Genomic DNA, 23,081 nt, shown 5'->3' with positions numbered 1-23,081 from the left:
TCTTGCCCCCTGTTTGTCGAGATCAGACCGCGGCCGGCGTACGACGTTCGATGTATTTTTGCGCGCCGATTTTGTCCTCGGGCGAAAGCGCGCGGTAGAGGTCGAGCAGGGCGCTTTCGTCGGCGGTCAGGCTGCGTTCGACCCGCTGCTCGGCCATCCCGTCCAGGAACAGCGAGACCGGCACGCCGAAGACCTCCGCGAGACGGGGCAGGGTGTTGTGGGCGCTGCTGAGCCGGCCGGTTTCCATCGCGGCCACGGCCGAGCGGCTGAGACCGAGCTTCTGCGCCAGGTCGCCCTGCGTGAGCCTGGATGCCTTGCGCAGGGTGGTGATCTTCTTGGCGAGCTCGATGGCGGGGGAGCGGCCGGACGCTTCCGTGCCGGCCGGCGTGGCCGCGTGTTCGCGTATCCAGCGCCGAAAAGAGGATTGGGGAACGCCGTGTTCGGTGTCGTCCGCATCGGCGGGTTCGGACCGGAAGCGGACCACGGCGCCCGAGCGCCCGGTGATCCGACGGGATGGCGTGCCGGGGACGGCGGGGGTCCAGATCTGTCCGAGTTCCAGCAGTTTCAGAAACGGCATAGTCGTGTCCGGGGCAGGCATCCCGGCGGCACGAGGCCGCCGGGATCGGGTTTTCAGGCGCGAAGCGCGTGCGCTTCCTCGCCCGGGCGAGCCGCGAGATACGGCCCGGCAGCCTTGATCTCGATCGTCAGCAGGGCGATCCCGTCCGGAAGGCGCTCGCCGAGCGGCAGCACGGCGTCGCCGGACGTCCAGCGCGCGTCGCCTTCGACGGCGTGCCAGCCCTGCAGAGTCGCGTCGTCCAGATGCGCGGTGATCCGGCGATCGCGATTGCCCTCGAACACGGAGATCGCCCCGACGGCCACGCCCAGGGTGCGGCGATCGTCGCAGAACGACCCGACGACGTCGCAGGGACGGCTGGCGTTGGACACGATGCGGACGGTCTCGGCGCCCGCCGGGATCATGAACGTCACCCGGCCGTCCTGTTCGCGCGCCCGGCGCAGGACGACGCCCGTTCCGGTGACGAGACGCAGGTCGGCATCGTCGGTCAGGGCCGCGCCCTGGGCCGGCGGCAGCCCGTTCCAGTCGGCGCGCGTCTCGACGGCACGATAGAGCGGTTCCACGAAGTTGCGCGACACCTCGAGCGGGGCGGCGGCATCGGCCCAGCTCAGACCGCGCGACGGCTGGAACGAGACCACGGTGCCGGACTGGCGGAAGGTGTTGCGGTTGCCGGTGTCGAGATAGCTCTCGGTGAGCACGCCGTCGGCCATGATGACGGAGTGATCGTCGGTCTCGATGTGGAAATACTCGAACGACGCGAAGCTGGCGTCGTAGAACACCGAGCGGCCGTTCACCAGCATGCGGGCGGGCACGAAGCGGCCGTTCAGCAGCAGGCAATGCTCCGGCGTGACCAGCATGTCCTTCGACGGGATGCCGTCGGCCAGCGCGCCGGCGAGGATCCGCACGGGAGCGCCGCTCTCGTCGCCCGGCAGGTCCGCACGCACGATGGACCGGGCGCGTCCGGCCCAGATCAAGCTGCGCGTGGTTTCGCGGCCATCCACGAACGCCACGATCTCGTCGCCCATGCGGAGATCTTCCACGGCCACGTCACCCGACGGGGTGCGGATCATGCTGCCGGCAAGGAAGCAGGTGATGATGCCGCCGCTGCCGTCGCTGTTCCCGTTCGCATTCGTGAAGTCGTGCGAGTAGCTGGTCGGGGGGAAAAACCCGAAGCCGCCGTGTGGCGTTCCGGTAGCTTTCAAGTTGAAGACATCGCCGGAGAGCGTGATGGTGCGGCCGACGCCCACAATCCCTAGAAGGCTGACGCCGTCGCCGATGGTCGTCGTATTGGTGGCGACGTTGTAGCTGGCCGGGATATCCGAAGAATTCGGGAAATCCATCGTGAAGTTCTTGGGAACAGTCGTGGTGATGTTGCCCTTGGCATCCACGAATTGTACCGGCAGATTCAGAACGCCGAAGCTGAGCCCGGTCTGTTCGACTTTGATCTCGCCGCCTTGCGGACCGACATTGATGGCGTTCAGCGAGGTCGCGCCGAGCACGCTGCCCTGAAGGTCGGCGATGCCGCCGTTGACGGTGACGGTGCTGGCCACGCCGCCGCTCAGAATGCCGCCGCCGATCTTGGCCGTCGCGCCGTTCTGGATCACGATCGACGAGGCCAGGCTCAGGCCCGCGATCGAGTTCGACAGGTCCACGACCACATTGTCGCCGGCCGGCGTGTTGGCGTTCTTGGTGATGATGATCTGGCTGAGACCGGAGACGCCGACCAGAGCGCTGAGATCGCCGCTGCTGTAGACCGTCGCGACGCCGTTGCTGATACTGACGAGTGCTTTTGCCATATAAATGGTCCTTCAATATTTGAAGAAGCCCGGCAGGGCGCGCGGAGATGCGCTCCCGAACGGGTGGCCAAGACGAAGAGCGGGTATCTCGCCGTATCGGGCAGAACAGTTCTGGCGGAAGCGGCGTTGTTGCTTTTTTCGTAACAAGTAATCCGTAACCTGCGTCGGAATTCCGATCAACCATAATAGACATGAGGAATAATCTTTGACGGAAAATTAACGATGCTTGCAAGCAACGGTATGATGAATACAATAAAGAAGAGAAAGTCTAAGAATTTATAAAAATCTAATCGCACGCCTACCGTATAGTCCGGATGGACGCTGGTCGGGCAGCAGGCGCGAACCTCGCCATGCATCCTGTATAAAAGCGATCGTATACTGACGTTGGCTGTCGTTCGCAGCGCGTCTGGTCTGTCGATGCTGCAAAGAAACGAAACGGCCCGGCAGCACGCGACCGGTCGATCGCGTGCTGCCGGGCCGTTGATGGGAAACGCGGGAGCGGAGGGCCCGAAGGACGGGCAGGAGCCGGTCTCCGGGCGGGCTATGCCGCGGCGGTGCGGTCGCGCCGGCTTTCGGTGCGCAGCTGCCCGCACGCAGCGAGAATGTCCTGGCCGCGCGGGGTGCGGATCGGCGAGGCGAAGCCGGCATCCTCGACGATGCGGGCGAACCGGGCGAGCTGCTCGCGGGTCGAGGTCTGGTAGTCGCTGCCCGGCCACGGGTTGAACGGAATCAGGTTCACCTTGGCCGGGATGCCGGCGATCAGGCGCACCAGCTCGCGCGCATCGGCCTCGCTGTCGTTCACGTCGCGCAGCATCACGTATTCGAAGGTGATGCGACGCGCGTTCGACGCCGCCGGGTAGCGGCGGCAGGCGGCGAGCAGCTCCTTGATCGGGTATTTGCGGTTCAGCGGCACCAGCACGTCGCGCAGATCGTCGCGCACGGCATGCAGGCTGACGGCGAGATTCACCGCCAACTCCTCGCCGCAGCGATCCATCATCGGCACCACGCCGGAGGTGGACAGGGTGATGCGTCGGCGGGACAGGGCGATGCCTTCGCCATCCATGACGATGCGCATCGCCTTGGCGACGTTCTCGTAGTTGTAGAGCGGCTCGCCCATGCCCATCAGCACGATGGTCGACAGGAGCCGCGGCGTCTCGCCGTGCGGGCTGGGCCATTCGTTGTAGCTGTCGCGCGCGGCCATGAACTGGCCGACGATCTCGGCGGCACCCAGATTGCGGGCGAGCTTCTGCGTGCCGGTGTGGCAGAAGCGGCAGGACAAGGTGCAGCCGATCTGGCTGGAGATGCAGACGGCGCCGCGATCCTCGCGACGGTCGGGGATGTAGACCGTCTCGGCCTCCTGCCCGTCGCGGAAGCGGAACAGGAATTTGCGGGTTTCGTCCTCCGCGGTCTGCACCACGGCGGCTTCCGGGCGGCCGATCACGAAGCGTTCGGCGAGCTTGGCCTGGAGCGGCTTGGCGATGCTGCTCATCTGCGCGAAATCGGTGACGCCCTGGTGATAGACCCAGTGCCAGACCTGCTTGGCGCGGAAGGGCTTCTCGCCCACCGCCACCAGCGCCTCGGCCAGCTCTTCCCGCGACAGGCCGACGATCTCGCGCCGGCCATCGGCCAGAACGGGCGGCGGCGGCGCGAACAAGGCCGCCTTGGCCAGGATGCGATCCCGCTCGGCGTCGGACAGGTCGTGCGAGTCGTGGGTGCTGGCGGGGGTCATGCTGGGCAACGTCCGGATACAATTCGGCAGGGAACAAACGAGCGGCGGAATAAACTCCGCAAATGGCCCCACGTTAAGCGTTTTGTAGCCAGACCTGCGTCACGATCATGCCACGGTCCGGAAACAAGCTCGGTCCAACAGGGGAGGCGGTTCGATGGACGATCTGGAATACAACGCGAAGCTCGACGAGCTGGACCATCTGATGAACGACCTGGACGTGCCGTTGGAGCCGTCCCGCGTCTGGGATCTGCTGGCGGCGGTGTCGCATCACGATCTGGAGCAGGTCGGCCGGGCCTGAGCCCGGTCACGGCCGGTAGCGGGCGCCGATCAGGAACTCGACATTGCCCTCCGGCCCGGTGATCGGGCTGGTCTCGATGCCGTCCACCGTCCAGCCCGGCAGGGTGCTCCACCAGTCGAGGATCGTCTCGCAGACCTGAGCATGGATCGTGGGGTCGCGAACCACGCCCTTCGAGCCGACATTGCCGCGCCCGGCTTCGAATTGCGGCTTGATCAGCGCGATCGCCCAGGCGTCGGGGGCGCACAGAGCAAGCGGTGCGGGAAGAACCGTGCGCAGGCCGATGAAGCTGGCGTCGCAGACGATGGCGCCGATCGGCTCGGGCACCAGATCGGCGCCGAGCGTGCGGGCATTCACCTTCTCATGCACCACCACGCGGGGATCCGAGCGCAGCTTCCAGGCGAGCTGCCCATGCCCGACATCGACCGCATGCACCCGTTCCGCCCCGGCATGCAGCAGCACGTCGGTGAAGCCGCCGGTCGAGGCCCCCACATCGACGCAGATCCGGCCCTTGGCCGCGTAGCCGAAATGCTCCAGCCCATGCGCCAGCTTGAGGCCGCCGCGCGATACCCAGGGATGGTCCTGACCCTTGAGTGATAGCGTCACGTCATCCGGCAGCATGTCGCCGGCCTTGGCGATACGCTGTTCGCCATGGAACGCGAGGCCGGCCAGGATCAGGGCCTGTGCCCTGGTCCTGCTTTCGGCCAGCCCACGCTCGACCAGGAGCTGATCGGCCCGGATCTTGGCCATCGTCTCAGGCGATCCCGGGCTTCCGCTGCTCGTGTCCGACGCCCAGGGCCTCCAAAGCGGTCTGGACGATGGTTTTCTGGTCCAGTCCAGCCTCTGCGATTTGGGCTGCGGGTGTGTTGTGGTCGATGAAGCGGTCGGGGAGGGTGAGGGGTCGCATGCGCACGCCGTCGAGCAGGGCTGCGTGGGCGAGATGGTGCATGACCGCCGCCCCGAAGCCGCCGGCAGCCCCTTCCTCGATGGTGATCAGCACGTCGTGCTCGCGGGCGAGACGGTCGATCAGGGCGATGTCGAGCGGCTTGGCGAAGCGCGCATCGGCGACCGTGGGGGCGAGACCGCGGGCCGCCAGCTCGTCGGCGGCCTTCAGCGCCTCGCCCAGCGACGTGCCCAGCGACAGGATGGCGATGCCGCCCTTCTCGCCTTTCGGCCTCTCCCGCACGATGCGGCCCACGCCGATCGGCAGCACCTCGCCGCGTGCGGGGAGCGCCAGGCCGAGCCCGTTGCCGCGCGGATAGCGCACGGCACTCGGGCCGGCATCGTGCGCCGCCGCCGTGGCCGTCATGTGCATCAGCTCGACCTCGTCCGCGGGCGCCATCACCACGATGCCGGGCAGGCAGCACAGATAGTTCAGGTCGAACGCGCCGGCATGGGTGGCGCCGTCCGCGCCCACGAGGCCGGCGCGGTCGATCGCGAAGCGCACGGGCAGGTTCTGCAGCACGACGTCGTGCACCACCTGGTCGTAGCCGCGCTGCAGGAAGGTGGAATAGATCGCACAGAACGGCTTGATGCCCTCGGTCGCCATGCCGGCGGCGAAGGTGACGGCGTGCTGCTCGGCGATGCCCACGTCGAAGAAGCGGTCGGGGAAGCGCTTCGCGAAGGCGTCGAGCCCGGTGCCGGACGGCATGGCGGCGGTGATCGCCACGATGCGCGGGTCGTGCTCGGCCTCGGCCAGCAGGGCGCGGGAGAACACGTTGGTGTAGGAGGGCGGGCCGGGCGGCGCCTTGGTCTGCTCGCCCGTGACCACGTTGAACTTCTGCACGGCGTGATACTTGTCGCCCGAGGCTTCCGCCGGCGCATAGCCGCGGCCCTTCTGGGTGATCACGTGCAGCAGCACCGGGCCCTGCTCGTCCGCGTCGCGCAGGTTGCGCAGCACGGGCAGCAGGTGGTCCATGTTATGGCCGTCGATCGGGCCGATATAGTAGAAGCCCAGCTCCTCGAACAGCGTGCCGCCGGTGAGCATGCCGCGGGCGTATTCGTCGGCGCGCTTGGCGGTGCGCTCGATGGTGGTGGGCAGGCGGCGCGCGACCTTGCCGCCGAGTTCGCGCAAGCTCAGGAACGAGCGCGACGACATGATGCGGCTGAGATAGGCCGACATCGCGCCGACCGGCGGCGCGATGCTCATCTCGTTGTCGTTCAGGATCACGATCAGCCGGGCCTTGGACGAGCCGGCATTGTTCATCGCCTCGTAGGCCATGCCGGCCGAGATCGATCCGTCGCCGATCACGGCGATCACGTTGCGCTGCGGCAGGGCCCCCTGGCCGGCGGCCTCGCTCTGATCGGACAGCAGCTCGTGTGCCACGGCCATGCCGAGGCCGGCCGAGATCGAGGTGGACGAGTGTGCCGCGCCGAACGGGTCGTATTCGCTCTCCGAGCGGCGCGTGAAGCCGGACAGGCCGCCGGGCTGGCGCAGCGTGCGGATGCGGTCGCGGCGCTCGGTGAGGATCTTGTGCGGGTAGGTCTGATGGCCCACGTCCCAGATCAGCCGGTCATACGGCGTGTCGAACACCGCATGCAGGGCGACGGTGAGTTCCACCACACCCAGAGCCGCACCCAGATGCCCGCCCGTCACCGACACCGCGTCCAGCGTCTCGCCCCGAAGCTCGTCCGCAACCACACGAAGCTGCTCCGCACTCAAATTGCGAAGATCCAGCGGCGACGAAACACGGTCCAGTAAGGGGTATTTCGAAGTGCTCATATCCGGTTCCCCCGATCAGTTCCGACGCTCGACCACGTAGCGCGCCAGCGCGCGCAGGCCGTCCGCACCGGCGCCGAAACCGGACAGGAAATCGGTCGCGCGTTGCGCCAGACGTTCCGCTTCGGCGCGGGCGCCGTCGATGCCCAGCAGGGCGACGAACGTGGATTTGCCGGCTTCGGCATCCTTGCCGGCCGTCTTGCCGAGCTGTTCCGCGGTCTCGGTCGCGTCCAGCACGTCGTCCGCCACCTGGAAGGCGGCGCCGAGATCGCGTCCGTAGAAGGCGATGGCGTCACGATCGGCCAGCGAGGCGCGGCCCAGGATCGCGCCGGCTTCGGCGGCATAGCGGATCAGGCGTCCGGTCTTGAGCGCATGGAGACGCTCCACCTCCGGCAGCGCCAGGGCGCGGCCTTCGCCTTCCATGTCGATCATCTGACCGCCGACCATGCCGGCGGCGCCGGACGCACTGGCCAGCGCCGCCACCAGGGCGATCCGGGCTTCCGGATCGGCATGGGTGGCCGGATCGGCCAGGATCGCGAAAGCCTCGGTCTGCAAGGCGTCGCCGGCCAGGATGGCGGTCGCCTCGTCGAATTTCCTGTGCGTGGAAGGCTGGCCGCGACGCAGATCGTCGTTGTCCATCGCCGGCAGGTCGTCATGCACCAGCGAATAGGCGTGCAGCATCTCGACCGAGGCGGCCACGCGCAGCGCGCCGTCCTGGGCGGCACCGAACAAGGCCGCCACTTCGGTGGCGAGGAAGCCACGGAAACGCTTGCCGCCGCCCAGCGTGGCGTAGCGCATCGCGTCGACCACGCGGGCCTCGCCGCCGGAGACGGGCGGCAGCAGCCGGTTGATCGCGGTTTCGATCAGCCCGGCGCGCTCGGCCAGGATCTGCTTGATGGGACGCGCAGCGCCGGCGACGGCGGACGCTTCGGGCACGGCATCGCCGGAGGGAATGCCGGTCGGGGTGGTATGGATCACGCGCGTTCGGTCCGTTCAGTCGATCGTCTTGGTTGCCAGCGCGCCGTCGGCCCGTTCCACGATCGCCTGCACGCGGGCCTCCGCCTCGCTGAGCTTGGCCTCGCAGTGGCGGCGCAGCTCGGCGCCGCGCTCATAGGCGGTGATCGCGTCTTCCAGCTTCTGCTGACCGCCCTCGAGACCCCGCACGATGCGTTCCAGCTCGCCCAGAGCGTCCTCGAAGGAGAGATCGAGCGGAACCGGGTTCGGCGGCGCGGAATCGGACATGGTGGCTCCTGGCGCCAGGGTTGGAGAAAAGGGTCGGAGAAACGGGCGGATCACGGCGTCGTCGCACGGTCCGGATCGGGCCGCATGGCACGCGCACGGATTACCGCCAAACCGGGCGGGGGAGCAAACCGTGCGACAAACCATGGCCCCGGGAACGGGCGCTGACGCGGCTCAGGCAGGCGGGGTGGACGGCTCCTGGTCCGGGCGGCGGCGCAGCACGAAGCTGAAGGTGCCGCCTTCCTCGCCGAACGCGACCAGGGCGTGGCCGGTCTCGCGACAGAAGGCGTGGAAATCGGCTACCGAAGCGCGGTCGGTCGCAAGCACGCGCAGCTTCTCGCCCGGTTTCATGCTTCGTAGCATTCTATTTGCGCGAAGAACCGGCAAAGGACAGCTCAGCCCCTTGACGTCGAGCAGCGTTTCGCCGACGGCGGCTTTCGGCGCTGATTGTTGCGCTGGCGATGGAGCCTGGCTTGGAGAAAGGGGCATCCATCCATCATAAACCCCTCCAGTAGGGCTTGCGAGGCGCAGATGGCTGATTTCCGGGTCGGGATCGATTTCGGCGGAACCAAGATCGAGATCGTGGCTATCGGCAACGACGGCAAGGAAACCATGCGCAAGCGCGTGGCCAATCCGCTCGAATACGACGCGTCGATCCGGGCGATCCGTGAACTGGTCGAATCGGTGGAACAAAGCCAGGGCGGCACTGCCACCGTCGGCGTGGGCATTCCGGGGGCGGTCAGCCCCGATACCGGGCTGGTGAAGAACGCCAATTCCACCTGGCTCAACGGCCGTCCGTTCGCACGCGACCTGTCCGCGACGCTGGAGCGGGAAGTGCGGGTGGAGAACGACGCCAACTGCTTCGCCCTGAGCGAGGCGGTGGACGGCGCAGGTGCCGGCAACCAGATCGTGTTCGGCGTCATTCTCGGCACGGGCGTCGGCGGCGGAATCGTGGTGAACGAGCGCGTGCTGATCGGCCGTCATTCCATCGCCGGCGAATGGGGCCACACCCCGCTGCCGTGGCCGAAGCCGGACGAGACCCCGGGCATCGCCTGCTTCTGCGGCAATCACGGCTGCGCCGAGCGCTATCTGTGCGGCTCCGCCCTGGCCGAGGATTGCGACGGCCCCGGCCATCGCGACGCGTCCTCGATCCCCGGCCGCGCCGAGGCCGGCGAGGAGAAGGCGATCGCGGCGCTGAACCGTCATGCAGAGCGTCTGGCGCGCGGGCTGGCGCAGATCATCAACATCCTCGACCCGCACGTGATCGTCCTGGGCGGCGGTCTGTCGAACATGAAGCACCTCTACAGCCAGGTGCCGCCGCTGATGGCGAAGCATGTGATCAGCCCGCAATGCACCACGCCGATCCTGCCCAACATCCACGGCGACAGCTCGGGCGTGCGCGGCGCGGCGTGGCTCTGGCCGCGCGAGCAGCCCCGCACCTACCGCACCAGCTTCTCCTGAACCCGGAGCGCGCCATGCCGGATCTGTCCCGCGTCGATCCCGAACTGCGCGCCGGCCTGGAGGCCATGCGCAGCGAGCCGGTGAATGCCGAAACGCTGCACGCGCTGCGTCAGCGCCGGGCCGAGGAAGGCAAGGCGGCCCTCGCGCACAACCCGTCCCTGGCGACGCTGGAGGTGCACGAGGTCGGGCCGATCTCCGTGCGCGTGTTCACCCCCGTGGGCGGCGACCCGGAGCTGCTTCATCCGGCCTATCTGCATCTGCATGGCGGCGGCTACGTGATGGGCTCGGCCTCCGGCGCAGACGCGGAAAAGGCGGCGCTCGCGGCCGAACTCGCCTGCGTGGTCGCGTCGGTCGAGTATCGTCTGGCGCCGGAATCGCCGCATCCGGGCCCGGTGGAGGACGCTTACGCCGCCCTGCGCTGGCTGCACGAGAACGCGGCGTCGCTGCGGGTCGACCGCACGAGGATCGCGATCGGCGGGGAGAGTGCCGGCGGCGGTCTGGCGGCGTCGCTCGCTTTGCTGGCGCGCGATCGCGGTGAAATCCCGCTGGTGTTCCAGTCCCTGATCTACCCGATGCTGGACGACCGCACCGTGACGGCCGAGCCGCACCCGTTCGCGGGCGAACTGGTCTGGACGCGCGACGACAACCGGTTCGGCTGGTCGTCCCTGCTGGGCGTCGAGCCGGGCAGCGACGGCGTGTCGCCCTACGCCGCCCCGGCGCGGGCCGAGGATCTGTCCGGCCTGCCGCCGGCCTTCATCTCGGTCGGCACGCTCGATCTGTTCATTGACGAGGACATCGTCTACGCGCAGCGCCTGATCCGCGCCGGCGTTCCGTGCGAGCTGCACGTGTTCCCGGGCGCGTATCACGGCTTCGACTCCGTAGCCGCCGCGCGCTCGGCCATGGTGGCCCGTAACCGGGCCCGGTCCGCGCTGCGCAACGCGCTGCATCCGAGGCGCTGATTGCTGCTGCAGGTCTACGCGATGTTCCGAGATCGAGTTGGGCAGAATGTAGAACCGCAGCGACAGGGATGCCTTTCAAGTCCCATGTGAAGTGTTGTCGCAGTTGGCCGTTTTGGACGAATTGGCGGGGTCCTGCTCGATTTTGATCTGGAGACTGCCCGGGCTGTCTCTGATGCGTGAATCAAGTCTGCCGTAGGATTTTGGCAACAATGACTTCGAGCCTTCGGGCATCATTGGCCATGTCTGCCCAAGAGTCGACAGTCTCCTCCGATGGAGTAAGGCTGGAGACATGTGAGATCCAGCTCTCAAGCGCATCCTTTACGAAAATCCACTCGCGGCTGTTCAAAGCGACTGAAACTGGACTTTCTGTCTGATCTTCATGCACTTTGTCGCTATCTCCTCCAGACAGTCGGTGAATTTCGAAACAGACATCTTTTTTCGCCAGGCAAAGAAGATAATGGTTCGAATGATCCTGGCAATATTTCAGATCATACCCACGATAAGTTTCAGATCTAAGTGCCCATACATACACGCGGGTAGTATCGCCAGAGTGTAATGGTGCATAATTACCATCGCTTATGGAGTGGTCAGTGCGATTAATAATATCAATCGTTATGCCCTCAGGGTGAGCGCCTGTAAGCCTGGGCCGAGAAAAAGTCAGTATCTACATAGATTGAGCGAGATCGTGGTGAGAGATCTCGATCCGCCAAATCGGATATCGCTCAACTTCCGGCAAACGTGCTGCGACCGGCCTGCGACCTGGATCGATAACCGGTCCAGCTATGCATCCGTATCGCTCGCGACGTGCCCGCTGCCGAAATCGACGTCGGTGACGATGTCGTTGATCACCGCCACCGCGACGTCGCGTACGATGCCATGCGCTTCAGCGTCGGCCAGGACCTGTTCGAGGCGGGGGCGGAGCCAGTCGTGGGCGGGGGTTCCGGTCATGGGGCGTGTCTCCTTCGGGTGAGTCGATCCAACACCAGCACGGCGACCACGGTTCCGGTGCCGAGCACGATCTGCGGGCGTGTGGTGGGGTTCGCCGCCATGGCCAGAAGCACGGCGGCGATGACGGCGACGGTGGCCCAGGACAGGAACGGGAACAGCCACATGGCGAAGGCCGGGCGTCGTCCCTCGTGCTGCATCGCGCCGCGCAGCCTGATCTGGGCGAGACAGATCAGCAGGTAGACCAGCAGGATCAGCGCCCCGGAGGCGTTCAACAGAAACGCGAATACGCCGTCCGGCGAGATGCTGGAGGCGACCGCTACGCAGAGCGCGACCGCCGTTCCCGCCAGGATCGCCCGACGCGGCACCTGGCCGCGTCCGGTCCGCACCAGGAAGGCCGGAGCATCGTGATGCGCCGCCATCTCGAACAGCACCCGCGACGTCACGTAGAGCGACGAGTTGAGGCAGCTCAGCACGGCGATCAGCACGATGATCGACATGGCGAGCGGCGCGCCGGGGATGCCGAGCGCCTGCATCGCGGACACGAAGGGCGAGTGTCCCGGAACGAGCCGGTGCCAGGGCACCACGCACAGGATCAGGCTGATGGAGCCGAGATAGAACAGCAGCATGCGGGCGGCGACCGTGTTGGTGGCATGGGCGACGTTGCGGCCAGGATTGTCGGATTCCGCCGCCGCCACGGTGGCGATCTCGCTGCCGGTGAACTGAAACACCACGGTCGGCACGATGGCCAGCACCGCCGCGAGCCCGTGCGGCGCCACGCCGTCGGTCCAGAGGCGCGACACCGAAGCCGCATCTGCGCCTAACAGGCCGAACAGGGCCGCGATGCACAGGCCGCAGAAGCCGAGGATCGCCGCGACCTTCAGCGCCGAGAACCAGAACTCGAACTCACCGTAGGAGCGCACGGAAACGAGGTTGGTGCCGGCCATCAGCAGCACCAGCAGAACGCCGAGCACGGTGCGGTCGACGGGAATCCAGGCGCTGAGGATGATCGATCCGCCGATCGCCTCGGCCGCCACTACCACGGCCCAGAACAGCCAGTAGAGCCAGCCGGCGAGAAAGGCGGCGCGCGCGCCGAGGCCGTGCCGGATGTGGAAGATAAACGAGCCCTCTCCGGGCCGCTCGATCGCCATCTCGCCCAGCATACGCATCACCAGCAGCGCCACCGTGCCGGCCAGCGCGTAGGAAAGCAGCACGGAAGGGCCGGTGCCGGCGATGGCAGCGGAGGAGCCGACGAACAATCCGGCGCCGATCACGCCGCCGATGGCGATCATCGCCACATGGCGGCTGCGCAGGCTGTGCGACAGCCCGGAAGGCCGCGTCTTGGTTTCGGACATCGGAGATCAGGACCGGCAATGCGCGGCGGTGGCGCCGGGCGTGAAGGAGGTCATGGCGCCGTCCATGACGAAGGAGCCGAAATCCATCCGCAGCCGGTCGCTGACGCCGTTGGCGAAATAGCGCATGCCGACCTCGTAATCCGGGGTGATGGTGCCGGGCTTGCGGTTGAAGAAGGCGACATGCACGCGCCCGGAGCCGAGCTTGCGCAGGCCGGGCTGATCGGAGTCCGAAGGCGGGGCGTGCCAGGGCAGGATGGTGACGTAGCTGTCGGAGGGGCCGTCGGCGCTGGTGCCGTCGAACAGAACGGGGTCGATGCTGCGCTTGCCGTCCTCCGCCGCGCGGATGATGGCGGCGGTGTGCATCATCGGGAACAGCGTTCCGGCCGGAAGCGCGATGGTGGCGGGGGCGGGCAGGGTGAAGCGCGCCTGCCCTTTGCCGTCGGCCCCCAGACTGGCTTCGCCGCGCACCTGCTGGGTGAGCTGGCCGTTGTCGCGCTCTTCCATGTCGAAGCTGAGGTGGCGCCCGTCCTTGCTTTCCAGCGTGGCATAGGTGGAAACCATGTCGGAGGACTGGCCTTCGCGCGTGGCGATCTGCAGATGCAGTTGCTGCTGCGTGGCCCAGTTCTGGCAGGCGTCGATGACCTTGAAACTCATGGAGCCGGTGGCGGCCACCGTGTTGCCGTCCGTGGTGGAGGCGAGCGAGAGATCGTACTGGGCGGTGTGCGGGGCGAGCTGGATGTCGGGGACGGGCAGGGATGCCGGGGCTGCGGTCGCTTCGCAGCTCGCCGCCGCGCCGATGGCGATCGCTGCGGCGACTATCGTTCTGAGCATCCGCGGCGATCTCCGGCTGGCCAATCCGGACAGCGTATCACCGGCTGCCGGTGTCGTCGCGGTCCCGTCGTTCGGCGGTCGGACCAATACGGGGAGGGACCAAGGCAAATCGTCGACGGGAGATCGTTTCGGGGCTAGGACGTTCCGATCTGCTGGCAGGTGAACACCATGTTTTCCGTTTCGACCCGGTGCGGGGTGGCCGTTTCGCTGCTTCTGGTCCTGGGCGCCCAAGCTCGTGCCGTACCTGTCGCGGAGATGCCTGATCCTCTTTCCCCGGCCGAGCTGCATCGCATCAGCGACATCTTCGCCGGGTCTGTCGTCGAGACCGGAAAGGCGATCGGCATCGGCGTTGCCGTGGTGCGCGCCGGGCGGCCAGCTCGCCTGTTCACGTACGGTTTCGCCGATTGGGCCGCGCAGCGTCCGTTCACGGAGCATTCCCGCTTCGAGATCGGTTCCGTAACCAAGGTGTTCACCACCAACCTGCTGGGGCAGGCCGTGAATGCCCGCCTCATGTCTCTCTCGACCCCTCTGTCCGCCTTCGGACCCGAGCTCGGTTCGCTGCCCGCCAGTACCGCCGATGTCACCCTGGGCGAATTGGGTAGCTTCACCGCGGGTTATCCGACCCTGGCGCCGCTTTGCGGCAACCAGAATGTGCCCGGATGCCTTCCCAGCGAGCGCCCCACGGTCGCGCAGTACGGTGCTGCCGACTTCGCCGCTTATTTCCGCGGCACTCCGGCGCCCGCCTCCCTGCCGGCCGGATACACCTATTCGGATTTCAGTACCGGGTTGATCGGGCTGCTGCTTGGTGCGCCGCAGGGCCGGCCGCTCGGCAAAACGGCGCTTCCCGGCTGGCAGCGCCTGCTTGAAGAGCGACTTCTGTGGCCGCTGCGGATGCGTGACACGGCGATGCTGGTGCCCGCCGGAGATTCGGATCTGGCGTCCGGATACCAGCTTCCCGTTCTCAGCGTCTCCATCCGAAACGGCGGCATCGCGAGCATCGCCAACGCGAGTGTGGCCGGACCATACCAAACCTCGCCCACCGTCAAGGTGGTGGGCGGCGGCGGTCACGGTGCGTCCGTCGCCGCCACGCTCGACAAGCAGGGGTTCCTGGTGTCGCTGCCGGTGCTCTCGGGCGGCACCGGCTATGTGCCGCCGCCGGCGGTCGTGTTCGACGCGCCGTCCGGCCAGACCGGCAGGACGGCGAAAGGCGAGGCGATCATTCGTGGCGGTCGGGTGATCGGCATCCGCATCCTCGACACCGGTTCAGGCTATGGCGCCGGACAGGTGGTGAAGATCCACGTCGCTGGCGGCCGTAGCGCGTTCGGTCGCGATGCGATCGCTCGGGGGCGTGTCGTCGCGAGTGGGGTTGCGTTCGGCTCTGTGACGTATGGCGGTGTCGGCTATGTGCGGCCGCTCGCCGTTCTCGTGACGCCGGGCCAGGCGCTCCATAACACGGTGCCGATCTGGGCGCCGGCAGGGGCGCTGAAATCCAGCCTGTCCGATATGGCGCGCCTGGTCCGGGCGGCTCTGCCCGCCTCGCGTTCCGGTTCGTTGGGGTTCGACGGCTCCGTCGAGCCCGTGCGGGCGGGCTTCCGGATTGCGGAGCAACCTGCCGCCTGCCAGGTCGCGATTTATATGCCGTTGGCGAAATGCCCGAGCGGCAGCCCGGTTTCCGGGTTGGCCTGGAGCATTACCCGGCCCGACCCTGCCTCGCATTTCCCGGCCACCGTCATCAAGACTGGTGGTCTGACCGGTTTTTCGACTCAGGTGCTGCTGATGCCGAGCCGGGGGCTCGGCGTTGTGGTGATGGTCAATTCGCGTCAGGCGGCATTAAACGATGGCGCCGATCAAGCCGTATCGGACAACACGCTCGGTATCACGGCGCCGATGCTCGCGCACGAGATCGCCGATGCGATCTTCTTTGCCGGTCCTCCCGGAGTGGTTCCCTAGCCACCCGGTTCAGTCGACGGTCGCGACCAAAAACAGGCGTGGGAAGGGCAGCAGCACGGAACCATCCGGCGCGGCCGGATAGGCGTGCCTGAGCGCCGCCTCGTATTCGGCCAGGAAGAGCGGCGTCGTCTCGTCGTCGAGGGCGGCCAGGAACGGCCGCAGCCCGGTGGATTCCAGCCAGCGGACGATTCCGGCGGCGCCGTCGGCGAGGCGGTGATGGTACGTGGTGCGCCACGCATCGACCTCCGCGCCATGCGCCCGCAGCAGCGCGTCGTACCACGCCACGCCATGCCGGTCGGCACGGGCGGCGACGGCGTCGGACAGGCGGTCGGCCCAGCGCGGGTCCGCGGCGATCGCCCGCATCAGCACATGGCTCGGCTCGTCCAGATTGTCGGGCATCTGCACCGCGAGCGTGCCGCCGGGTGCCAGGCGGCGCAGCAGGGCAGGCAGCAGGGCGGCATGATCCGGCAGCCATTGCAGGGCGGCGTTGGAAAAGACGAGATCGTGATGCGCGCCCTCGTTCCGGGCCCAGGCGGCGATGTCGTCCTGGAAGAACGCGACATCCGGTAGCCGCTTCCGGGCGGCCTCCAGCATGTCGGGAGAGCTGTCGAGGCCGGACAACACGGCATCGGGGAAGCGGGCACGGAGCAAGGCGGTGGAATTGCCCGGCCCGCAGCCGAGATCGATCACCCGGCCCGGTGCGGCGTCGGGCAGGGCGTGGAGAAGGTCGAGGGCCGGTCGGCTGCGTTCACGTTCGAAAACCGAATAGCGTGCAGCCGACCAGTCCATCGTGTTTCTCCGTTCAGTTCGGCTTGGTTTCCGGCACGACGGGGGCGGTGGCGCCCGGCACCGGCTTGGCCGGCGGCAGAACCGTGCGCAGCGACAGCTCCTTCATGCGCGCTTCCGGCACGGCGGCCGGCGCGCCCATCATCGGGTCCTCACCCTGCTGGTTCAGCGGGAATAGGATCACCTCGCGGATGTTCGGCTCGTCGGCCAGCAGCATGACGATGCGGTCCACGCCCGGGGCCGAACCGCCATGCGGCGGCGCGCCGTAGCGGAACGCGTTCAGCATACCGCCGAAGCGTGCCTCGACCTCGCTTTCCGGATAACCGGCAATGGCGAAGGCGCGGATCATCACGTCCGGGCGATGGTTGCGGATCGCGCCCGAGCTCAGCTCGATGCCGTTGCAGACGATGTCGTACTGGAACGCCTTGATCGTCAGCGGGTCCTGCGTGTTCAGCGCCTCCAGACCGCCCTGCGGCATCGAGAACGGGTTGTGGCTGAAATCGATCTGCCCGGTTTCCTCGTTCAGCTCGTACATCGGGAAATCGACCACCCAGCAGAAGCGGAACGCGTTCTGCTCGATCAGCTCGAGCTCGTTCGCGATGCGCGTGCGCACGGCGCCGGAGAACTTCACCGTTTCGACGCCCTTGAGCCCGTCGCGCGGACCGGCGACGAAGAACACGGCGTCGCCGGCCTTGAGGCCGCAGCGCTGGCGGATGGTCTCGCAGCGATCGGCTTCCAGGTTCTTGGCGATCGGGCCTTTTGCGCCCTCGCTGTCGAAGGTGATGTAGCCCAGCCCGCCTTGCTTCTCGTCGCGCGCCCAGGAGTTGAGCTTGTCGAAGAAGGAGCGGGGACGGTCGCCGGCGCCTGGAGCCGGGATCGCGCGCACCTGGCCGCCGGCAGCGGCGATGCGGGCGAACAGGCCGAAGCCGGAGTCGGCGAAGGCGTCCGTCACGTCGCTGATGCGCAGCGGGTTGCGCAGGTCCGGCTTGTCGGAGCCGTACTCCGCCAGCGCCACGTCGTACGGGATGCGGGTGAACGGCGCCGTGTCCACGACGCGGCCGTTGCCGAACTCGTCGAACACGCCGGCGATCACCGGCTCGATGGTGGCGAACACGTCTTCCTGGGTGACGAAGCTCATCTCGAAATCGAGCTGGTAGAACTCGCCGGGCGAACGGTCGGCACGCGCGGCCTCGTCGCGGAAGCAGGGCGCGATCTGGAAGTAGCGGTCGAAGCCCGCCACCATCAGCAGCTGCTTGAACTGCTGCGGCGCCTGCGGCAACGCATAGAACTTGCCGGGATGGTTGCGCGCCGGCACCAGGAAGTCGCGCGCGCCTTCGGGGCTGGACGCGGTCAGGATCGGGGTCTGGAACTCGGTGAAGCCCTGGTCGATCATCCGGCGGCGCAGGGACGCGATGACGTTCGCGCGCAGCATCATGTTCTTGTGCACGCGCTCGCGACGCAGATCGAGATAGCGATAGGCGAGACGCAGCTCGTCGCCGTAATGCTCGTTGCCGGCCACCTGCAGCGGCAGCACCGCCGCCTGGGACTGGATCTCCATCGCCTGGGCCCGGACCTCGATGGCGCCGGTCGGCAGCTTCGGGTTCACGGTGGCGCCTTCGCGCAACACCACCTCGCCGGTGACGGTCAGCACGCTTTCCACGCGCACCCGCTCCACCTGATCGAGCAGCGCACTCGGGAACACGATCTGGGTGATGCCGAAATGGTCGCGCAGGTCGATGAACAGCAGCCCGCCATGGTCGCGCTTGGAATGCACCCAGCCGGACAGGCGCACGGTCTGGCCGGCATCCTCCGCCCGGAGGGCGTCGCAACGATGGGTACGATAGGCATGCATGGCGCGGTGATCCGGGACTGGTGAAGAGGTAGCTATAGATAGCGAAGGCGGCGCAGGAAGCCGACGGGTTTGGCCCATGTCAAGAAAGAGGTCTTCCCGACGCCCGGGACAGGTCTCCGCGGCGCGGCGGATCGAACAAGACGTCTCGCGATCTCGTCTTTCGCATGGGGGAGCGCGCGTGTATGCGTGAACCCATGTCACGCCCTGCCTCTCGCCAAGCGGGGGCCCGATTCCCCGAGCCCGTGCTGATCACCACCACCGAGGCGCTCGCCGCCTGCGTGGAGCGCCTGCGGGCGGAACCGTTCGTCACGGTCGATACCGAATTCGTGCGCGAACGCACCTACTGGCCCGAGCTGTGCGTGGTGCAGCTCGCCGGCGCCGGCGAGGTCGCGATCGTGGACGCCGAGGCCGAGGGGCTGGACCTCCAGGTTCTGGGCCCGCTGCTGGACGATCCGGCGGTGGTGAAGGTGTTCCACGCCGCGCGTCAGGATCTGGAGATCTTCCTGCACCGTTTCGGCCGCCTGCCGACGCCTTTGTTCGATACCCAGGTGGCGGCAATGGTGGCCGGGTTCGGCGATCAGGTCGGCTATGACAGCCTGGTGTCCTCGCTCACCGGCGGCCAGATCGACAAGGCGCACCGGTTCAGCGACTGGTCGCGCCGCCCGCTCTCGCCGGCGCAGATCGCCTATGCCGCCGCCGACGTGACCCATCTGCGCGATGTCTATGGCAAGCTGCGCGAGCGTCTGGAGCGGGAAGGCCGTCTCGACTGGGTCGGCCACGAGATGGCATTCCTGAGCGACCCGAACACGTTCCGCCCGGACCCGGAAACGCTGTGGGAGCGGCTGCGTCCGCGCACCGGCAACCGGCGCATGCTGGGCGTGCTGCGCGCCATCGCCGCCTGGCGCGAGCGGGAAGCGCAGCGTGTCAACGTGCCGCGCCAGCGTCTCCTGAAGGACGAAAGCCTGCTAGAGATCGCCGCCACCATGCCGGACGGGCCGGAAGCGCTGGCCACCGTGCGCGGCGTCAGCCGCGGTTTCGCCGAGGGCAAGAGCGGCGTCGGCCTGCTGGACGCGATCGAAACCGCGCGGGCTATGCCGGAGGATGCCCTGCCGGCCGCGCCGCGCAAGGACGGCCCGCGCCCGTCGCCAGCCCTGGTGTCCTTGTTGAAGGTGCTGCTGGCGGCCAAGGCCGAGCAGCATGACGTCGCACCCAAGCTGCTGGCCTCCTCTGAGGAGATCGACCGTCTGGCGACCGAGGACGCGCCGAACATTCCGGCGCTGGAAGGCTGGCGCCGGACCGTCTTCGGCGAGGACGCGCTGGCCCTGAAGAACGGGCAGGTCTCGCTGGCGGTCGACGGCAAGCGGATCAGGCTGCTGAAACGCTGATTCCGGCGGTTCTGTCTTATCCACAGGCTTTCCACATCGCTTGCGTGATTCCGCTCACCGCCTTGTCCACAAGATTATGTGGTCGGTCGGTTGAGGCACCCCAAGCTGTAGGGTAGTCTCCCACTCAACGGAGAGTTGAGGGGGCCAGGATGGAGTGGACCGACGAGTCGATTGCCCGCCTGCGCGCGCTTTGGCAGGAAGGGTTGTCCACGGCCGAGATCGGCCGGCGGATGGGGATCACCAAGAATGCCGTGGTCGGCAAGGCGCACAGGCTCGACCTGCCCGCGCGCCCCTCGCCGATTCGCAAGACCGATGCAGGCCAGCCCGCGCCGCAGCCCAAGCGTCCCGTCGCAGCCGAGAAGCCGCGCACGCCGGCCCCGGTGATGACGCCGCCGGCAGCGGAGATCGCCGCGGTCGAAGTGCCGGTCGCGGATCCGGCCCCCATCGCCGTTCAGGCGCCGGCCGTGGCCGTGGAGCCGGTCGTGTCTCAGCCCGCGCCCGCTCCGGTGGAGATCGCGGCACCCGACAACGTCCGGCTGCTACGCCCCGAGATGCCCAACCCCGCCGTGGCCCCCGTGCCGCGCGAGGAGCCGGCACCCGTCGCGCAACGTCCGGAGCCGGTGCGCGCCGTGTCGCGTCCGGCTGAACCGCGCGAGCCGCGCCGTCGCGGCCTCACCTGCTGCTGGCCCCTGGGTGAACCGGGGACCAAGGGGTTCCATTTCTGTGGCGCCGATCCCGCACCGGGCAAGCCGTACTGCGCCGAGCATGCTGCTCTGGCCTACGTCAAGCTGCGCGATCGTCGCGACAGCGTCGCCTGACGCGGAGCGGACCGAAACGGAAAACGGCGGTGCGGGCGACGGCCCGGCACCGCCGTTTTCGTTTCCGTCAGGCAGCGTTGGTCGCTGCCTCGTAGTCCGGGTCCGCTTCGCGCGGCAGAAGCCCGAGCGCTTTGTAGATCCCGGCGGCGAACGAGCCGCTGAAGCTGAACACCGCCATCGCCATCGATCCAGCGATGCCGGCCACCTGCCGGATGATCACCGCATGCCCCAGCGTGCTGTGCAGCCCGACCCACAGATAGAACCCGGCCATGCAGAAGAAATAGAGCGACCACGTCGCCGTCACGAGCTGGAAATAGCGGCGGCGGTGCGGGATGCGGAAATCCGGCTGCTGCTGCATCACCAGCTCTTCGATGATCGACTTGCCACGCGCGCCAATCGCGAACGCGATGCCGACCATGGTTTCCGTCACCGAGCCCTCGTATTTCAGCATGAACGGCGTCTTCGAGAACACGTCGATCGAGCCGAAGATCAGCACCATCGCCGTGCTCAGGATGTAGAGGCGCGGAAACCCGATGCCGAGCCAGTGTCGTCGCGCCGCATCCAGCGGCACGAAGACGAGCGTGCCGATGATCGCGGCGCGCAGGCCGATGGTGGCGAACAGCAGATAGAACACGATGACGCCGCCGAAATCGAACGCGGCGGTGCCGAGAAGCTTCTTGAACCCGTCCAAGATGCGCAGCCTTCAGTGCGGCCGGTGCGACGCGGTGCCGCCGGGCAGGGTCTGCGACGGCGACGGCGCCTGGTTCGGAAGCCGAGGGCGGTCCTTTTCCTGCCGCAGCAGATGGCGGTCGATTCCACCGACCGTGGCGTTCATCCGGCCCTGGTTCTGCTGCGTCGTGCCGGCGCTGTTACCGCCCGGCGTGCGCGGCGAGATGGCGCCTTCCGACGGCACCGCGCTCTTGTCCGGGTCGGGCACGGTCTGGGCCGAGGCGATCCCTGCGCTTGCGAAAACCAGTGCGGTCGCGGCGGCGACCCGGAGAAAGCGCATCAGATCTTGTCCTTCCGGCTGGCAGTCTCGTGCGCGTCGATCAGCATGATGTTGCGCATGTTGGCCTTGAAGCTGGCATCGAACACATCGCCGACCACGGGAACGGAACCGGCCAGGGCTTCGATACCGACATTGCCGAGCATGCGGACGATGGTCTTCGTCGGCAGACCCAAACGATAGGCTTCATAGACAATGTAGAGCGAGATCGCCGTGGTGACGGCGTCGCCGGCCGCAGGCGTCAGGCCGACCACGGCGCCGAGGCCGAAGCGGAACCGCGTGCCCGGCAGACGCAGCGCGGCATCGAGCAGCCAGGCCAGCTTCTTGATCCGGTTGAGGCGTCGGGTGCGTTCGCGCGCCGACAAGGCAGGGCGCGCCAGAAGGGCCTCCGCGGATTCGTTCAGGCGGGATGTGGGCAAACGGGACATGGGAAGATCCTTCGCTTCTCAGCGGCACACGTGCCGGAAGCCGTCCGCACCGATATAGGTGGCCGTGGCAGCATCATAGCACGCATAGGCGGTGCATTGGCCCGCCTGCGCGTACTGGCGCGGCAGGAGCTGACGCGTCATGGCGTTGTTTTCCTGCGCCGCGATGCCGCAGAGCGGCGTGTTGGCAGGAGCGGACGGGTCGTTGGGCAGCACGCCGGCCGAGGAGGCGTCTGCGTTGGCGGTCATGGCGGCCGGGCCCGGGGGAGGCGGGGCCGCGGGCTGCGCGGGCGTCGCGGCCGCGCTGGTCGCAGGCGGCGGCTGAACGCCATCGTCGCAGGCGGACAACAGGCCGGCGATCGCCAGAACCGGCGCGATGGGTGCGATCCGTCGCGCTGCCGTCAACCACCGTTCCATGCCGATCTCCCGATATCACAGGCGTGCGAACGCTTGCCGGGGGCCGGGCGTTGCAGCGACGCAATCATCGGGGAACCCGGCATGAACGACCAGATCGCCCAAACCGTTTCTCCTCTCTCAGCCTCGTCGCTGATCCTGCGCAATGCCGACGGCAGCGGCCGCGGGACGCTGCGTCACGTCGGCGCCAACATCGTCAAGCTGTTCGGCGAGCAGGTCGACATTCAGGGCGCGGCTCACCAGCAGCTCTGGATCGACCGGCTGACCAGCCTGAACCAGGACGGCTTCTCCTATGCGGGCAACGTGTTCGTCGCCATCCGCATCACCGAAGGCGGTATCGGCCAGGAGATTCCGTTTGAAGAAGGTCGCAAGGTGGAAATGCAGGGCATGTTCATTCCCGCCGACCAGGCGACCGCGGGACCGAACGACCCCGGCCTGCCCGTGCTGCACTTCACCCATAAACCCGTTGGTTTCGTGGTCTATGACGGGAAGACTTACGATTGACGTATATTTTGTCCTACAACCGTGCTGAAAGCCGTCGA

General features: G+C 67.5%; 24 protein-coding genes. 7 read left to right on the top strand and 17 right to left on the bottom strand.

From position 1 onward, the window contains the following. Positions 1–22: 22 nt before the first annotated feature. The 3 genes from ACZ5BM_RS05515 to rlmN form a co-directional block, all read right to left on the bottom strand. Positions 23–577 (bottom strand): helix-turn-helix domain-containing protein, encoded by a 555-nt coding sequence (locus ACZ5BM_RS05515; RefSeq protein ID WP_498910417.1) that lies wholly within the window; start codon positions 575–577, stop codon positions 23–25. Between the two features lie 53 nt (positions 578–630). Then, complete coding sequence (locus ACZ5BM_RS05510) at positions 631–2,370, bottom strand: Hint domain-containing protein (RefSeq protein ID WP_498910415.1); 1,740 nt, start codon at positions 2,368–2,370, stop codon at positions 631–633. 541 nt (positions 2,371–2,911) lie between these two features. Further along, positions 2,912–4,099 (bottom strand): 23S rRNA (adenine(2503)-C(2))-methyltransferase RlmN, encoded by a 1,188-nt coding sequence (gene rlmN, locus ACZ5BM_RS05505; RefSeq protein ID WP_498910414.1) that lies wholly within the window; start codon positions 4,097–4,099, stop codon positions 2,912–2,914. A gap of 154 nt (positions 4,100–4,253) precedes the next feature. Between rlmN and ACZ5BM_RS05500 the strand changes: the two genes are divergently transcribed. Further along, positions 4,254–4,397 (top strand): hypothetical protein, encoded by a 144-nt coding sequence (locus ACZ5BM_RS05500; RefSeq protein WP_498910412.1) that lies wholly within the window; start codon positions 4,254–4,256, stop codon positions 4,395–4,397. Positions 4,398–4,403: 6 nt separating this feature from the next. On the opposite strand, the gene ACZ5BM_RS05495 is transcribed toward ACZ5BM_RS05500, so the two are convergent. The 5 genes from ACZ5BM_RS05495 to ACZ5BM_RS05475 form a co-directional block, all read right to left on the bottom strand. Continuing rightward, a complete protein-coding gene (locus ACZ5BM_RS05495; protein ID WP_498910410.1) occupies positions 4,404–5,144 on the bottom strand; it encodes a TlyA family RNA methyltransferase in 741 nt (246 codons plus the stop codon). Between the two features lie 4 nt (positions 5,145–5,148). Next, positions 5,149–7,116, bottom strand: a complete 1,968-nt coding sequence (gene dxs, locus ACZ5BM_RS05490) for a 1-deoxy-D-xylulose-5-phosphate synthase (RefSeq protein ID WP_498910408.1) — start codon at positions 7,114–7,116, stop codon at positions 5,149–5,151. 15 nt (positions 7,117–7,131) lie between these two features. After that, positions 7,132–8,010: a polyprenyl synthetase family protein gene (locus ACZ5BM_RS05485; protein WP_498911504.1), complete on the bottom strand. Its 879-nt coding sequence runs from the start codon at positions 8,008–8,010 to the stop codon at positions 7,132–7,134. Between the two features lie 96 nt (positions 8,011–8,106). Continuing rightward, positions 8,107–8,355: an exodeoxyribonuclease VII small subunit gene (locus ACZ5BM_RS05480; RefSeq protein ID WP_498910406.1), complete on the bottom strand. Its 249-nt coding sequence runs from the start codon at positions 8,353–8,355 to the stop codon at positions 8,107–8,109. A gap of 171 nt (positions 8,356–8,526) precedes the next feature. After that, entirely contained in the window at positions 8,527–8,841 is a 315-nt protein-coding gene (locus ACZ5BM_RS05475; RefSeq protein WP_498910404.1) for a sulfurtransferase TusA family protein, read from the bottom strand. 42 nt (positions 8,842–8,883) lie between these two features. Between ACZ5BM_RS05475 and ACZ5BM_RS05470 the strand changes: the two genes are divergently transcribed. Both ACZ5BM_RS05470 and ACZ5BM_RS05465 read left to right on the top strand, forming a co-directional pair. Then, the gene (locus ACZ5BM_RS05470; protein WP_498910402.1) at positions 8,884–9,813 is read left to right on the top strand and encodes an ROK family protein; all 930 of its coding nucleotides are present in this window, start codon (positions 8,884–8,886) and stop codon (positions 9,811–9,813) included. 14 nt (positions 9,814–9,827) lie between these two features. Then, positions 9,828–10,772: an alpha/beta hydrolase gene (locus ACZ5BM_RS05465; RefSeq protein ID WP_498910400.1), complete on the top strand. Its 945-nt coding sequence runs from the start codon at positions 9,828–9,830 to the stop codon at positions 10,770–10,772. A gap of 780 nt (positions 10,773–11,552) precedes the next feature. Here ACZ5BM_RS05465 and ACZ5BM_RS05460 read toward each other — a convergent pair. Genes ACZ5BM_RS05460 through ACZ5BM_RS05450 form a run of 3 tightly spaced genes read right to left on the bottom strand, consistent with a single transcriptional unit; the run spans position 11,553 to position 13,903 of the window. Next, a complete protein-coding gene (locus ACZ5BM_RS05460) occupies positions 11,553–11,720 on the bottom strand; it encodes a hypothetical protein (RefSeq protein WP_498910398.1) in 168 nt (55 codons plus the stop codon). Continuing rightward, positions 11,717–13,072, bottom strand: coding sequence for an amino acid permease (locus tag ACZ5BM_RS05455; protein ID WP_498910396.1), 1,356 nt, complete (start codon positions 13,070–13,072; stop codon positions 11,717–11,719). The genes ACZ5BM_RS05460 and ACZ5BM_RS05455 overlap by 4 nt, the downstream gene beginning before the upstream one ends. A 6-nt stretch (positions 13,073–13,078) precedes the next feature. Continuing rightward, positions 13,079–13,903, bottom strand: coding sequence for a cell envelope integrity EipB family protein (locus ACZ5BM_RS05450; RefSeq protein ID WP_498910394.1), 825 nt, complete (start codon positions 13,901–13,903; stop codon positions 13,079–13,081). Positions 13,904–14,071: 168 nt separating this feature from the next. On the opposite strand from ACZ5BM_RS05450, the gene ACZ5BM_RS05445 reads away from it, so the two are divergent. Beyond that, on the top strand, positions 14,072–15,853 hold the full coding sequence (locus tag ACZ5BM_RS05445) for a serine hydrolase domain-containing protein (protein WP_498911502.1): 1,782 nt from the start codon (positions 14,072–14,074) through the stop codon (positions 15,851–15,853). Positions 15,854–15,862: 9 nt separating this feature from the next. Here ACZ5BM_RS05445 and tam read toward each other — a convergent pair whose 3' ends face one another. Continuing rightward, a complete protein-coding gene (gene tam, locus ACZ5BM_RS05440; protein ID WP_498910393.1) occupies positions 15,863–16,642 on the bottom strand; it encodes a trans-aconitate 2-methyltransferase in 780 nt (259 codons plus the stop codon). A gap of 13 nt (positions 16,643–16,655) precedes the next feature. Then, positions 16,656–18,491: an aspartate--tRNA ligase family protein gene (gene aspS, locus ACZ5BM_RS05435; RefSeq protein WP_498910391.1), complete on the bottom strand. Its 1,836-nt coding sequence runs from the start codon at positions 18,489–18,491 to the stop codon at positions 16,656–16,658. Positions 18,492–18,685: 194 nt separating this feature from the next. On the opposite strand from aspS, the gene rnd reads away from it, so the two are divergent. Together rnd and ACZ5BM_RS05425 are read left to right on the top strand one after the other, a co-directional pair. After that, positions 18,686–19,876 (top strand): ribonuclease D, encoded by a 1,191-nt coding sequence (rnd, locus tag ACZ5BM_RS05430; RefSeq protein WP_498911500.1) that lies wholly within the window; start codon positions 18,686–18,688, stop codon positions 19,874–19,876. 149 nt (positions 19,877–20,025) lie between these two features. Continuing rightward, on the top strand, positions 20,026–20,694 hold the full coding sequence (locus ACZ5BM_RS05425; protein WP_498910389.1) for a GcrA family cell cycle regulator: 669 nt from the start codon (positions 20,026–20,028) through the stop codon (positions 20,692–20,694). Between the two features lie 67 nt (positions 20,695–20,761). Here the strand turns inward: ACZ5BM_RS05425 and ACZ5BM_RS05420 are convergent, their stop codons facing one another. Genes ACZ5BM_RS05420 through ACZ5BM_RS05405 form a run of 4 tightly spaced genes read right to left on the bottom strand, consistent with a single transcriptional unit; the run spans position 20,762 to position 22,542 of the window. Beyond that, complete coding sequence (locus tag ACZ5BM_RS05420; RefSeq protein ID WP_498910387.1) at positions 20,762–21,385, bottom strand: septation protein IspZ; 624 nt, start codon at positions 21,383–21,385, stop codon at positions 20,762–20,764. Positions 21,386–21,397: 12 nt separating this feature from the next. Then, the gene (locus tag ACZ5BM_RS05415; RefSeq protein ID WP_498910385.1) at positions 21,398–21,703 is read right to left on the bottom strand and encodes a hypothetical protein; all 306 of its coding nucleotides are present in this window, start codon (positions 21,701–21,703) and stop codon (positions 21,398–21,400) included. After that, complete coding sequence (locus ACZ5BM_RS05410; protein WP_498910382.1) at positions 21,703–22,128, bottom strand: DUF4112 domain-containing protein; 426 nt, start codon at positions 22,126–22,128, stop codon at positions 21,703–21,705. The genes ACZ5BM_RS05415 and ACZ5BM_RS05410 overlap by 1 nt, the downstream gene beginning before the upstream one ends. A gap of 18 nt (positions 22,129–22,146) precedes the next feature. Beyond that, positions 22,147–22,542: a hypothetical protein gene (locus ACZ5BM_RS05405; protein ID WP_498910380.1), complete on the bottom strand. Its 396-nt coding sequence runs from the start codon at positions 22,540–22,542 to the stop codon at positions 22,147–22,149. A gap of 33 nt (positions 22,543–22,575) precedes the next feature. Between ACZ5BM_RS05405 and ACZ5BM_RS05400 the strand changes: the two genes are divergently transcribed. Beyond that, a complete protein-coding gene (locus ACZ5BM_RS05400) occupies positions 22,576–23,043 on the top strand; it encodes a hypothetical protein (RefSeq protein ID WP_498910379.1) in 468 nt (155 codons plus the stop codon). The last annotated feature ends 38 nt before the right edge of the window (positions 23,044–23,081 follow it).

The organism is Lichenicola sp. GTC18331, from assembly GCF_055386855.1.
This window is presented reverse-complemented; position numbering and strand designations above follow the sequence as displayed.

Bases quoted from the DNA above. Each gene is read 5' to 3' on its own strand.
- ACZ5BM_RS05515 (WP_498910417.1), bottom strand. From the start codon at position 577: ATGCCGTTTCTGAAACTGCTGGAACTCGGACAGATCTGGACCCCCGCC.
- ACZ5BM_RS05510 (WP_498910415.1), bottom strand. From the start codon at position 2,370: ATGGCAAAAGCACTCGTCAGTATCAGCAACGGCGTCGCGACGGTCTAC.
- rlmN (WP_498910414.1), bottom strand. From the start codon at position 4,099: ATGACCCCCGCCAGCACCCACGACTCGCACGACCTGTCCGACGCCGAG.
- ACZ5BM_RS05500 (WP_498910412.1), top strand. From the start codon at position 4,254: ATGGACGATCTGGAATACAACGCGAAGCTCGACGAGCTGGACCATCTG.
- ACZ5BM_RS05495 (WP_498910410.1), bottom strand. From the start codon at position 5,144: ATGGCCAAGATCCGGGCCGATCAGCTCCTGGTCGAGCGTGGGCTGGCC.
- dxs (WP_498910408.1), bottom strand. From the start codon at position 7,116: ATGAGCACTTCGAAATACCCCTTACTGGACCGTGTTTCGTCGCCGCTG.
- ACZ5BM_RS05480 (WP_498910406.1), bottom strand. From the start codon at position 8,355: ATGTCCGATTCCGCGCCGCCGAACCCGGTTCCGCTCGATCTCTCCTTC.
- ACZ5BM_RS05475 (WP_498910404.1), bottom strand. From the start codon at position 8,841: ATGCCCCTTTCTCCAAGCCAGGCTCCATCGCCAGCGCAACAATCAGCG.
- ACZ5BM_RS05470 (WP_498910402.1), top strand. From the start codon at position 8,884: ATGGCTGATTTCCGGGTCGGGATCGATTTCGGCGGAACCAAGATCGAG.
- ACZ5BM_RS05465 (WP_498910400.1), top strand. From the start codon at position 9,828: ATGCCGGATCTGTCCCGCGTCGATCCCGAACTGCGCGCCGGCCTGGAG.
- ACZ5BM_RS05460 (WP_498910398.1), bottom strand. From the start codon at position 11,720: ATGACCGGAACCCCCGCCCACGACTGGCTCCGCCCCCGCCTCGAACAG.
- ACZ5BM_RS05455 (WP_498910396.1), bottom strand. From the start codon at position 13,072: ATGTCCGAAACCAAGACGCGGCCTTCCGGGCTGTCGCACAGCCTGCGC.
- ACZ5BM_RS05450 (WP_498910394.1), bottom strand. From the start codon at position 13,903: ATGCTCAGAACGATAGTCGCCGCAGCGATCGCCATCGGCGCGGCGGCG.
- ACZ5BM_RS05445 (WP_498911502.1), top strand. From the start codon at position 14,072: ATGTTTTCCGTTTCGACCCGGTGCGGGGTGGCCGTTTCGCTGCTTCTG.
- tam (WP_498910393.1), bottom strand. From the start codon at position 16,642: ATGGACTGGTCGGCTGCACGCTATTCGGTTTTCGAACGTGAACGCAGC.
- aspS (WP_498910391.1), bottom strand. From the start codon at position 18,491: ATGCATGCCTATCGTACCCATCGTTGCGACGCCCTCCGGGCGGAGGAT.
- rnd (WP_498911500.1), top strand. From the start codon at position 18,686: ATGTCACGCCCTGCCTCTCGCCAAGCGGGGGCCCGATTCCCCGAGCCC.
- ACZ5BM_RS05425 (WP_498910389.1), top strand. From the start codon at position 20,026: ATGGAGTGGACCGACGAGTCGATTGCCCGCCTGCGCGCGCTTTGGCAG.
- ACZ5BM_RS05415 (WP_498910385.1), bottom strand. From the start codon at position 21,703: ATGCGCTTTCTCCGGGTCGCCGCCGCGACCGCACTGGTTTTCGCAAGC.
- ACZ5BM_RS05410 (WP_498910382.1), bottom strand. From the start codon at position 22,128: ATGTCCCGTTTGCCCACATCCCGCCTGAACGAATCCGCGGAGGCCCTT.
- ACZ5BM_RS05405 (WP_498910380.1), bottom strand. From the start codon at position 22,542: ATGGAACGGTGGTTGACGGCAGCGCGACGGATCGCACCCATCGCGCCG.